General features: G+C 38.8%; 13 protein-coding genes. 8 read left to right on the forward strand and 5 right to left on the reverse strand.

Annotated elements, in window-relative coordinates:
* Nucleotides 1-27 precede the first annotated feature (27 nt).
* Nucleotides 28-468: a BLUF domain-containing protein gene (locus AACZ88_RS08015; protein ID WP_339708718.1), complete on the forward strand. Its 441-nt coding sequence runs from the start codon at nucleotides 28-30 to the stop codon at nucleotides 466-468.
* Between the two features lie 131 nt (nucleotides 469-599).
* Nucleotides 600-869, forward strand: coding sequence for a hypothetical protein (locus tag AACZ88_RS08020; RefSeq protein ID WP_339708719.1), 270 nt, complete (start codon nucleotides 600-602; stop codon nucleotides 867-869).
* A gap of 68 nt (nucleotides 870-937) precedes the next feature.
* Here AACZ88_RS08020 and AACZ88_RS08025 read toward each other — a convergent pair whose 3' ends face one another.
* Together AACZ88_RS08025 and AACZ88_RS08030 are read right to left on the reverse strand one after the other, a co-directional pair.
* Nucleotides 938-1,228 (reverse strand): substrate-binding domain-containing protein, encoded by a 291-nt coding sequence (locus AACZ88_RS08025; RefSeq protein ID WP_339708720.1) that lies wholly within the window; start codon nucleotides 1,226-1,228, stop codon nucleotides 938-940.
* Between the two features lie 13 nt (nucleotides 1,229-1,241).
* Nucleotides 1,242-1,616 (reverse strand): hypothetical protein, encoded by a 375-nt coding sequence (locus tag AACZ88_RS08030; RefSeq protein WP_339708722.1) that lies wholly within the window; start codon nucleotides 1,614-1,616, stop codon nucleotides 1,242-1,244.
* Nucleotides 1,617-2,222: 606 nt separating this feature from the next.
* Between AACZ88_RS08030 and AACZ88_RS08035 the strand changes: the two genes are divergently transcribed.
* The 3 genes from AACZ88_RS08035 to AACZ88_RS08045 all read left to right on the forward strand — a co-directional run bounded on the left by AACZ88_RS08035 (nucleotide 2,223) and on the right by AACZ88_RS08045 (nucleotide 5,246).
* Entirely contained in the window at nucleotides 2,223-2,825 is a 603-nt protein-coding gene (locus tag AACZ88_RS08035) for an NAD(P)H-dependent oxidoreductase (RefSeq protein ID WP_339708724.1), read from the forward strand.
* Nucleotides 2,822-4,711, forward strand: coding sequence for a monovalent cation:proton antiporter-2 (CPA2) family protein (locus AACZ88_RS08040; protein ID WP_339708726.1), 1,890 nt, complete (start codon nucleotides 2,822-2,824; stop codon nucleotides 4,709-4,711). The genes AACZ88_RS08035 and AACZ88_RS08040 overlap by 4 nt, the downstream gene beginning before the upstream one ends.
* A gap of 157 nt (nucleotides 4,712-4,868) precedes the next feature.
* A complete protein-coding gene (locus AACZ88_RS08045; RefSeq protein WP_339708727.1) occupies nucleotides 4,869-5,246 on the forward strand; it encodes a nuclear transport factor 2 family protein in 378 nt (125 codons plus the stop codon).
* An 11-nt stretch (nucleotides 5,247-5,257) separates the two neighbouring features.
* Here AACZ88_RS08045 and AACZ88_RS08050 read toward each other — a convergent pair whose 3' ends face one another.
* Nucleotides 5,258-5,656, reverse strand: a complete 399-nt coding sequence (locus AACZ88_RS08050; RefSeq protein WP_339708728.1) for a VOC family protein — start codon at nucleotides 5,654-5,656, stop codon at nucleotides 5,258-5,260.
* A gap of 318 nt (nucleotides 5,657-5,974) precedes the next feature.
* Between AACZ88_RS08050 and AACZ88_RS08055 the strand changes: the two genes are divergently transcribed.
* Nucleotides 5,975-6,514 (forward strand): lipid-binding SYLF domain-containing protein, encoded by a 540-nt coding sequence (locus tag AACZ88_RS08055; RefSeq protein WP_339708730.1) that lies wholly within the window; start codon nucleotides 5,975-5,977, stop codon nucleotides 6,512-6,514.
* A gap of 83 nt (nucleotides 6,515-6,597) precedes the next feature.
* Here AACZ88_RS08055 and AACZ88_RS08060 read toward each other — a convergent pair whose 3' ends face one another.
* Nucleotides 6,598-8,223, reverse strand: coding sequence for a sulfatase (locus AACZ88_RS08060; RefSeq protein WP_339708732.1), 1,626 nt, complete (start codon nucleotides 8,221-8,223; stop codon nucleotides 6,598-6,600).
* An 85-nt stretch (nucleotides 8,224-8,308) separates the two neighbouring features.
* Nucleotides 8,309-9,421 (reverse strand): ROK family protein, encoded by a 1,113-nt coding sequence (locus tag AACZ88_RS08065; RefSeq protein WP_339708734.1) that lies wholly within the window; start codon nucleotides 9,419-9,421, stop codon nucleotides 8,309-8,311.
* A 489-nt stretch (nucleotides 9,422-9,910) separates the two neighbouring features.
* Here AACZ88_RS08065 and AACZ88_RS08070 point away from each other — a divergent pair, with 489 nt between their 5' ends.
* Nucleotides 9,911-10,087: a hypothetical protein gene (locus AACZ88_RS08070; protein WP_339708736.1), complete on the forward strand. Its 177-nt coding sequence runs from the start codon at nucleotides 9,911-9,913 to the stop codon at nucleotides 10,085-10,087.
* A gap of 19 nt (nucleotides 10,088-10,106) precedes the next feature.
* Nucleotides 10,107-10,982, forward strand: coding sequence for a DUF808 domain-containing protein (locus tag AACZ88_RS08075; protein ID WP_339708738.1), 876 nt, complete (start codon nucleotides 10,107-10,109; stop codon nucleotides 10,980-10,982).
* Nucleotides 10,983-11,290: the final 308 nt, after the last annotated feature.

Here is an 11,290-nt window from a genome sequence, read left to right on the forward strand (position 1 = left end):
TGTATAATCCTAAAAGAGAAATAGTTTATGTTTGAACTTACCTATGAATCACAGGCTATTGATAAATTGACTTCTGTCGATATAGCAAATATACTAGAAGAGGCCAGAAGTTTTAACGATGGGCATGACATCACAGGTTGCCTTGTTTTCTACAATAAAAAGTTTATCCAAATTTTAGAGGGGAAACGTCAAGAGGTTCAAGAACTCTATGCTAAAATTAAAAAGGATAAGCGTCACGGGGAAGTAAAACTCGTTTCGGAAGACACTATTGAAGAAAGAACATTTCCTAAATGGGGCATGGCCTATTATCCTATAAGTGATGAAAATATGAGTAAATCAGAGTTGCAACAGTTTCGCGCAAATTTAAAGTTATTGGCTGATTTTGCACAGCCTACGAGTGCCACGACCTTGCTTTTTTGGAAAAAGGTCAAATTGCTTGTTCTGGAATCTCCCGATAATCAATTATAGCTGTTGGGTTGGTTAAGGGTTGTATTTCCAGTAGGTTAGGGCTCTTTTGCGGCAATCTTAAAATCAGATAGGATACACTTCGATTTTTTAAAACGATACTTTTAAGGATATAATCCTAAAAAATAATAGTGATGAACACTGATAATAAAAGACATTTCGCGGATGATTTGGATCAGGGTGGCCATGAAGGTTCAAATAATTCAAGTGGCGATTTAAACCAATATACGGAACTTGCCGATAAATGGAACGCCATACAGGAAGCCTATGTTGAAGCTTATCCTGAATTGGATGTTGAAGACCTTTATTTCGAAAGCGGGGGATTTGAAGGTATTCTTGAGAAAATAGCAAAAGTACGAAAGACATCGGTAAAAGAAATCCGTACTGAAATTCAAAAATGGTAACAATAAACGACCGGTTAAAAGTCTTTGTGATATAGAAATCAAATAGAGGTTTTGTGTTTTTATTTCCATTAAATCGTAAGAGAAGAATCCTGAACGATAAGACTGGTTTTGATTTCTACGATCTTTGTAATTACGCCAGGTTTTGGGTCTTCAATTTCTTCGATTAGAAATTTAACGGCAGTGCGCTCAATTCTGTTTCCGGGCTGATCGCCTGTAGTCAAGTTCGGCTGTACAATTGTTGAATTTACCGAATTACTAAAACCGACTACAGCAATTTCCTCTGGAATTCTTATTTTAAATCTGTGGAATACTTTGATAGCACCTATGGCGGCGTTGTCTGTTATGGCAAACTTTTTCATATTTAAAAGTATATTAGTGAAACGTCTGCCGTGAGACAACGATATGTCTTCGGTACTTAGAATTATTTTTTCCCGAACTATGAAGGCCATAGAGTTCTAGGGTCCGCAAATAACCCTCATATCTTTTCTCGGAATTATGGGGATTTTCAGTCTCTTTTATCATAGCAATTCGCTGTTTGCCAAGTTCTATAAGTTGTTCAACAGCATTAAAGGCAGCTTCCTTTTCATTGATTACGATTTGGGTGTAGGGTACCTTATTCGAAACTTTATCGAACAAGACCACGGGTATCCTGTTTAAGGTTGGCAATACTTCGTCTATTTTGGTAGTCTTTCTGGTCAATGACATTAAAATTTCATCTATCCCGAATTGAGACATGGTATTCAACATCTCTATTTGTTTGGCCTCATTATTATTAGACTCTGATATAATGACCTGATAACCAATAAATCAATTTTTTAACTAAAACAACAATTACTGTCTAAGATGACCAGTGATATTCTGAAATACAGATTTAAAGATGGGCTTCCGCAAGAATTCGAAATCGTAAAGTTTGGCGAACTGTTTCCATATTTTTCTAAAGACCTGACCTCCCTGAATAGAACCGAATGCTACCAAATTATTTGGTTTTAAAAAGGAACCCGTACCCATTGGTTGACTTTAACCCCATACGCATTGAGCATAATACTCTTCTCTTTTTAGGTAAAAATAGCGTACAGTGTTTTGATGATAAAGCTGCCATCGATGGAATTGTACCTTTCTTTACTGATGGTTTTTCTGAAAGTCGGAGGCAGATACAAAATTTCTAAGAAGTAATTTCTTGTTTAACGCCCTACACGCGAGTTCTACTATCGAAGCACGGGAATTGACCCCGATTTTCGCCAACTTCTTTCAGCTAATGGAGATTGAAGTAAAAAAACTATTTGCCGAATTTTTTGATTGAGCGAATAGAAACCCTATTCTAATCGCTTAATTTTTTTCCAGTAAATTTATCGAATGAAAAAGATCCTAATTCTGTTTGCTCATCCTAAATTTGAGAAGTCTAGGGCAAATTTGGCGCTAATCGATCGCATCAAGGGTATCGATGGCATAACTTTTCATGATTTATATGAAAAATATCCCAATTTCCATATTGATGTCCCGGTAGAACAGGCCTTGCTGGCTCATCACGATGTGATTATTTGGCATCATCCGTTCTATTGGTATAGTTGTCCACCCTTAATGAAACAATGGATAGATATGGTGCTGGAGTTCAATTGGGCTTATGGACCAAAAGGTAGCGCATTACATTCAAAAACCTGTTTAAATGTAATTACAACAGGTGGTTCTTTAGAGGTGTACTGTTCAGAAGGGTATAACAGCTTTACCGTTGCTCAATTTTTAAGACCTTTTGAGCAAACGGCTAGATTGTGTGGTATGGTGTATTACCCTCCTTTTGCTGTGATGGGTACTCATAATTTGAACGATGAAAAACTGACTGAATACGCCAATAATTATGGCAAACTAATTGAACTACTAAAAACTGATTTATCGGTTGAAGATTCTGAAGGATGTTCATTTTTGAATGATATTCCACAACTTAAACAAGTCGCATCATGACGGGAGGATTACTCTTTCAAGCCATAGTATTTTTGGCGGGGGCGATTATATGTGTGTCCATTGCTAAGCGATTTGGTCTAAGTTCCGTTATCGGTTATTTATTGGCAGGGGTCTTAATCGGACCGTATGTATTAGGTTTCATTGGAGCCGAAGGTCAAGATATTCTTCATTTTGCAGAGTTTGGTGTGGTCATGATGTTGTTTTTAATAGGACTGGAAATAGAGCCTAAAAACTTCTGGAACATGCGAAAAACCATTTTAGGTTTGGGTTGTATCCAGGTGGGGCTGACCATGGGATTCACTTATGTTTTTTTCACCATTATGGGGTTTGAATGGAAGGTGTCACTGGTAATCGCTATGGCTGTTGCCCTATCTTCTACGGCTATTGCCATGCAAACTATAAAAGAAAAAGGCTTGATGGATACTACGTTCGGTTCATCGGCATTTTCAATTCTGTTATTTCAAGATATTATAGTCATTTTTATGCTTGGTGCACTTCCGCTATTATCAAATACTTCAGCCGCACCAAATACCGACGATCACAGCGCTACTGGAAGTTTGATACAAAGTTTGCCTTTAGGGTTACAGACACTAGCGATTATTCTATCTGTTGTTTTAATTATTCTGGCGGGACGTTACTTGATCGTACCAATGCTAAGAAAAGTGGCTAAAACGAGTGTTAGGGAACTTCTCATTGCAGCAGCGTTTTTGATTGTTTTCGGAATTTCTTTTTTAATGGAGTTTGTTGGTTTGAGTCCGGCTTTAGGGGCGTTTTTAGGTGGTGTAGTACTATCGAACAGCGAATTCAAGCATGAATTGGAAAGCACTCTAGAACCATTTAAAAACTTGCTTTTGGGTTTGTTTTTTATGGCGGTCGGGGCTTCCATTAATTTCGTTGTCATCGCCAAAAGTCCATTGACGATTGGCGGTATTTTAATTGCCATTATTCTCTTAAAAGCATTGGTTTTATTTATCACTGCTCAAGTTTTTAAGCTAAAACTAGACCAAAAATTATTGCTTACATTTAGTTTGGCCCAAGTTGGTGAATTCGCTTTTGTGCTCTTATCCTTTGCCTTTCAATTAAATATCTTAGATCAAGAAACAATAGATGTGATGTTGGTGATTACCGCTCTATCCATGTCACTGACCCCAATAATCGGCATCATCAATGAACGATTGATTTTGCCAAAAGTGGGTACCAAAGAATCGATAAAGCGGCCTATGGATCATATTGCAAAATCCCATAAAATAATACTTGTCGGTTTTGGGCATTTTGGAAGTACTGTAGGACGGTTTTTGCGTTCTCATGGTGTAGAAGCTACTATCTTGGATCAAGATTCCAACCGCGTAGATTTTCTGCGGAAAATGGGGTTTGAGGTGTATTATGGTGATGCCACTCGAGTAGATTTGTTGGAGTCTGCTGGAATTGCCGAAGCTAAAATATTAATATGTGCCATTGACAATCCGAACGTTACCAGACAAGTTTCGAAATTGGTAAAGGAAAAATATCCTCATGTCGAGCTTATGATTCGTGCCAAGAACCGATATGACGCCTATGATCTTTTGAATATGGGAATAGAAAACATATATCGGGAATCACTGGATACTTCTTTAACCTTGGCAAAAGATGTGCTGAGTAAAATGGGATTCCGAAAATATACCTTGAATAGGCAAGTACAAAATTTTATCAAATATGATGAAGAAAGTATAAGGCGTTTGGCTAAGGAACCAAAAAGGGGCGATGAGTATATTTTCAAAGCACGTAAAGAGTTGGAAGAACAAGAAAGGTTACTCGACGACGACTTTAAAAGAGGTATTGTCGATTTGGATAATCATTGGGACAGCGAACATATACGGAAAGCCTTGAATACAAAAGTGAAAAACTAGCATTTCTTACCTCTTCTTAAGAATGTTTCAAAAAAAATCATAAATCGCAGTAACATAAATCATGAAAATTTCCGCTGACGTTTTCGCATTACGTCGTCACAACACCAACAAAAACGTTTAATTTTTACTCCATTCAAAAAACTAGAAAAGAAGATTTATGAACCTATCGGAAAACAAAGCAAATGCAATAGCATTTTATAAAACTGCATATCTTGGCAGTCCAAAGGAAGCAATTGCGAAATATGTCGGGGAAGAATATATTCAACACAATCCGATGGTGGCAAATGGCACGGCGGGATTCATCGAATATTTTGAAAGGATGCAAAATGAATATCCCCAAAAATCAATTGAATTCGTGCGGTGTATTGCCGAAGGAAATCTAGTGGCTCTACACACGCATCAAATATGGCCTGATAATGATGAGTACGTCACCATGGACTTTTTCCGATTTGATGACAAAGGAAAAATTTGCGAGCATTGGGATTCGATTCAACAGATTCCCAAAACTTCGGAAAACAAGAACAAAATGTATTAAAAAAGAGGTTCTTAATTGTTACTGTTCACCATCCAGTTAATGCCGAAGTTGTCGGTACACCTTCCGAAGTAACCCCATTCACGTTCTCGAAAGTTATGGTGTACTTGGCCACCACTCGATAGGTTCTCAAAAAGTATTTTCGCTTCTTCCTTATTTCCAACCTCGACACTCATGTGAATTTGGTTGCCGTGGTTGATGGGAGTGTCAGGAGCTGCATCGTACGCCATAAAATGTACGTTCTTGCCCTTAAGTTCCGCATGTTGTAGCTTTTGGCGAAATGATTCCGGAACATCAATTTTCTTGTCCTCATACGTTTGCCGATTTTTAATTTCCGCATTGAAAAGATTTGCATAATAATTGAGTGCTTCTAAACAATTGCCATTAAAAGAGAGATAAGCTTGTACTTTCATAATGATTTGTTTTTGGCAATATAAGCGATACACCCCTATAACAGTTGTTTGAAAAAATCAAGTTTTGACGCTAAAAAGATCAGTAGGGTTAGTGACAGATATTTCTCGGCTTGCTTATATCATTTTGCGCACTTTGACACCGGGGCAAATGGTTTTCCGCTTCATTTACAATTGAATCAATAAATTGTTGAATACCGATAATTGATTGACGACTATCTTTTTAGTTTCGTTAATGAGATGTTTTTTAAGGAAGCATAAACGCTTCTGAATCTCAGAAGATGAATTATTTAGAAATGTAAAATTGTAAAAACAGTTATTATGAAAACTTTAAAATCAATTACAATAATGATCACCATGCTCGTAGCTTTTGGAGTCTTCTCACAAAGCAACGACGATCAAAGGATTATCAAGGATGCCGAAAAGGCCAAAGTAGAACTACAGGCTGTAGATAAAGGTCTCGACCGATTTTTTAAGAATGCTTCGGGATATGTCGTTTTTCCGAATGTCGGTGAAGGCGGCTTTATCGTCGGGGCAGCATCAGGTAATGGTGTGGTTTACCAAAATGGAAAAATTGTCGGTATGGCCGATTTAAAAAAATTGGACGTCGGATTTCAAGCTGGTGGTCAAGCGCTTACCGAGATTATATTTTTTGAAACTGAAGATGCCTTAAATGCCTTTAAACAGGGGCAATATAAGTTTTCAGCAGAAGCGTCGGCAATAGCTCTAGAAAGGGGTGTTGCCGCTAAAGCTAATTATAATGATGGGGTAGTGGCGTTTATTAAGCCTAAAAAAGGTTTGATGGCCGACCTTTCAATAGGAGGCCAAAAATTTGAGTATGCTCCTCTCGATAGCCAATAAATAAATTAAGAATACAATAGTGAAAAAGTCGGCGTAATCGCCGACTTTTTTATGCATATCATAGATAATCAAACCGCGATTTTTTATTTTTTTGCGCTATTTTTATAGATATCGATATAGTGTTGATCCAATGTCGAGGAGTCCTTATATTTCTTTCGGAGTTCTTCCAATTCCTTGTGTAGCTTTTCTACTACTGATGCGTATTCCGGGTCGTTGTAAACATTGTTCATTTCGTTCGGATCTTTTTTACGGTCGTAAAGTTCCCATTCGTCTACATCATAGTAGAAATGGACCAATTTGTATTCTTTGGTGACGATACCGTAATGGCGTTTGACCATGTGTACACTTGGGTATTCATAATAGTGGTAGTAGACGGCCTCACGATTCCATTGGTCGTTTTGGCCCTTTAAAAGTGGCATAAGGCTTTCGCCTTGCATATCATCCGGGGCTTCGATTTGTGCAGCCTCTAAAAAAGTTTGGGCAAAATCAAGATTCTGTACCATTTCTTCGTTGGTCGTCCCTGCTTTAATTTCGTTGGGCCATCGAATCAACAATGGTGTTTTGAACGATTCGTCATATATAAAACGCTTATCGAACCAACCGTGTTCACCGAGATAAAAACCTTGATCGGAAGTATAGACGACTATCGTATTTTCGGCCAATCCGCTTTCATCCAAATAATCTAAAAATCGCCCAACATTATCGTCAACAGAAGATATACTTCCCAAATAGTCTTGCATATACCGCTGGTATTTCCAAATCATTTTTTCCTTGTCGGTCATCGAAGGCCACCTCGATTTAAAATCTTCATTGATGGAATCTAAAATTACCTTGTATGCGCTTTTTTGTTCTTCGGTGCCTCGATTGAATTCGTTGTACACGCTGGCCTGTTGTTGTTCGACTTTGGGTTCAACGCCTCCCATGGCTTCAATAGTTTCGGGCCATATTTTACTGTCGTGTCCGTATTGCATATGGGTCAGCAGATTCATCTCTGCAGTCTTGGCAGCGGTGCCCCTGTTCTCATAATTGTCGAAAAGCGTTTCGGGTAGGGGGAAGGTCTTCTTAGAAAATTCTTCAAATTTGTCGGGTCTCGGCCACCAAGGTCTATGCGGCGCTTTGTGTAGGTATGCCAACATAAACGGCTTGTCGCTATCGCGTTGTTTATCCAGCCAATTGATACTTAAATCGGTAATGATATCGGTTACATAACCCGTAATCGTGGTATCTCCATTTTTAGTAATAAAGTCCGGATTGATATAATGCCCCTGGCCGGGTAAAATTAGAAATTCATCTACGCCTTTGGGGCTGTTGCCAAAATGTAGTTTTCCGAACATTGCCGTTTGGTATCCTGCTTTTTTAAATAATTGAGGAAAGGTTACCTGTGTGGTATCAAACGGCATGCGATTATCTATTTTGCCATTGATATGGGTATGTTTTCCTGTAAGTATAGTGGCCCTGGCAGGAGCACAAATCGAATTGGTCACGCAGGCATTGGTAAACAGCATGCCCTCATTGGCTATACGGTCAATATTTGGCGTATTTATCAATCGCTTGTCATAAGCACTAATGGCCTGGTATGCATGGTCATCAGACATTATAAAGACGATGTTGGGTCTTTTCTTTTCAGGAGCTTTTTTTTCACCTTGTTCACAGCCAAAAATGGTGAATGCGGCAATCGATAAAACTAAAAAGTTAAATTTTGTTTTCATTTGATACGACTTTGTTCAGGTTTTAAATATGGGTTGAAATTTAATAGCATTTATATCCATATCTTCTATTGGTTTTCAAATATAACTATTGCAAGCTTAACTTTTCTAGCGCATAGGCATAAGCTCCAAGGGCTATCATTGCCGCCGTATCGTTTTTAGATACGCCCACTCCCGTTCGCAGCATTGAATCATAGGTTATCTTTTTATCGGTATTGGGTATGGCAATTTCTTTTTGGTTTCCCAAAAGTAGTTTTTTCTTTTCCTCTGGATTTTCCAAATTAAAAACCTGTTGGGGCAGGCGGGCCACGGTATTTCCATCGGGAAGTATATATTTCGATCTCATTTGTTGAAACATTGCCGGTGAAAAAAGATCGAATGCCGCAGAAACTCCTCCTCCGAGAACAACGACTCCATCGATAACAGCTATTAAATTCGCTAGCGCTTCGCCAAGTACGGTGCCAAAATCGTTATAGGTGGCCAGCGCCGCTTCTTGATTACCCGATACTTTCCCTTTTGCGATATGGTATATGTCGACGGGCATGCCAACTTCTGCCAATGGTGATTTCGATTTTAGTGCGTAACTTCTGCGTATGCCCTCACGGCTAAGGTGTTCCTCTACATAAGAATCGGTACAAAGAAAGTCGCGTAACAACCAACCCTCGCCACCATTTGAATTGTCTCCGGTTATCAACTGGTTATTGCTTACCAGGCCAACGCCAAAGCCAGTTCCCAAGGTGATGCCGACTAAATTTTTGAACCGCTTTAGGTTTTCGGCTTCCCTTAAGTTTTCATTCAATTCGGGGAGCAGGCCACCAAGTGCCTCTCCGTAGGTAAATAAATTGCCATCATTATTGATGTATACGGGAATGTCGAAGTGATGTTCGAGCATGGGGCCTAGGGCAACACCACCCCGAAAGGCTGGGAGGTTGGGAAGGTCTCCAATAATACCTCGAGGATAATCTGCCGGTCCGGGAAAAGCAAAGCTTATGGCCGCTGGCACAGCGGGGAGTATCTTTTTTACCAATTCAAAACCGGTAATGATAGATTCAAGACATTGGGTCAAATCGTGCGAATTTGGATCGAGGCGTATGGGGTCGATTATCGGGCGATTCTCTTGAATGGCCGAGAAAACGAAATTAGTTCCTCCCGCGTCAAGGGTCATAACAATACGGGCGTCTTTATTGGTCGTATTTTTCATTTATCGGGTACGTCTGATTTTCATTTCAATCAATGTATTCAAAGGGAAATCAACAGTTATGGGTTTTAATGGTGTTACATTTTAAGATTCCAGCTATTAAAGACCATTTACACAATTTGCTGTGTAAGATACAAATGATTAGGTACATGCAGGAGTTCCGTAAATAATAATAGTGGTAGGAAGTGAAGTTTTTAAGGCTTTTTTTTATGTCAACTGCAGGTTTTCAGGTTCGTTCAATTGATTCTTGACGAATTGATGCTTTATGGATAAAAACTATTGATTCTATGGGATGATGTTTTAAATTTATCGGAATTTTGACATCAATCTTGAAGCGTTGGTGCTGCCAGTAGTGCATTGTAAGTTTCTGTGATTGCTCGAGATATGGGGGGTGTTTTGTGGTAAGAGCTTAGCATAGGGTCAATATTAGATGTTTTTGCGTCTATGCTTCGCTAGAAATAAGCTTATCCTTGAAATTAAAATAGAAAGGATATGAAAGTTTCAACATTAATTGGAGTAGCTTCGGCAGTGGTTAAGAGCCGAAAATTTAAAATTGTATTGGTCGGATTGCAGCTGGGTTTTTTGGCAATAAAAGTTCTTTCGGAGGAAAATGGACCAAAAAATTCGAAGAAAAAGAAGAAAAAGAAAAAACTGTTGATCGGCAATTAAAATTAGATAACGACATACTATGGCATCAGGATTTTTTGCATTATTAGACGATATAGCGAGTTTGATGGACGATGTAGGGGCGATGAGTAAGATTGCCGGAAAAAAAACCGCTGGTATTTTAGGCGATGATTTGGCGGTAAATGCCGAAAAGGCTTCCGGTTTTATTGCATCGCGGGAAATTCCGGTATTGTGGGCCATTTCAAAAGGTTCATTGCTTAATAAAGTCATCATTCTCCCCATAGCCTTTCTTTTAAGCGCATTTTTACCATGGGCGGTGATTGCGATTTTGGTGCTTGGGGGGCTTTATCTGGCATATGAAGGTGCCGAGAAAATCTATGAATATTTTGTACCCCATGAGCATTCGGTAATTGCAGCCAATGCGCCTAAAATGACCAAAGAAGAAATATTGATTTTAGAAAAGGAAAAAATCAAATCGGCGATTGTAACCGATTTTATACTTTCGATTGAAATTGTAATTATAGCACTCGGAACAGTAGTGAACGAGCCGATTGCAACTCAAATCTTGGTGGTATCAATTATCGCTTTGGTCGCTACTGTGGGAGTTTACGGAATCGTGGCATTGATTGTTCGGATGGACGATTTTGGAGTTTATCTTATAGGGTTGAACGAAAGGGATAATAGCGTGTCCGATTTTTTTGGAAAGATGCTCGTTGGTGCATTGCCATGGGTCATTAAAAGTTTATCGGTAATCGGAACAATAGCATTGATTTTGGTCGCAGGGGGTATTTTTGTGCATAATCTTGATTTTCTGCACACTTGGCTTCATGGAATTCCGGGAATCTTGGGGGAATTTATCACGGGCTTGGTCGTTGGTTTTATCTGCCTTTTTACGATAATGCTGTTTAAAGGTATTTGGAAAAAGATAGCACATTAACTTGCGCTGAACCAAAATCTATTAAAGTCCCCATTTATTCAAGAAATCTGTTCTTAAAAAGATTTTGAACGGTCAAGGTCTCAGACTTGGGCGTCATCACTGTACACTTGAAAATATTTTTCTGTAGAGTTGCTTTGGTAATTTTGGATTGTTACTTCGTACACTGATTTGGTGTAAATATCGCAATGGAATTAGATTCTGTTCCGATAATTTGTTTATTTTTCTGCAATATTATTACGAAACTGTTAATTGGAGAGGGTGTGGTTTAAGCCTATCTCTAGAAATCTTGCTAATCCCAGGTCCTTTGG

Origin of the sequence: uncultured Kriegella sp. (genome assembly GCF_963975415.1) — a bacterium.
Classification (GTDB): domain Bacteria; phylum Bacteroidota; class Bacteroidia; order Flavobacteriales; family Flavobacteriaceae; genus Kriegella.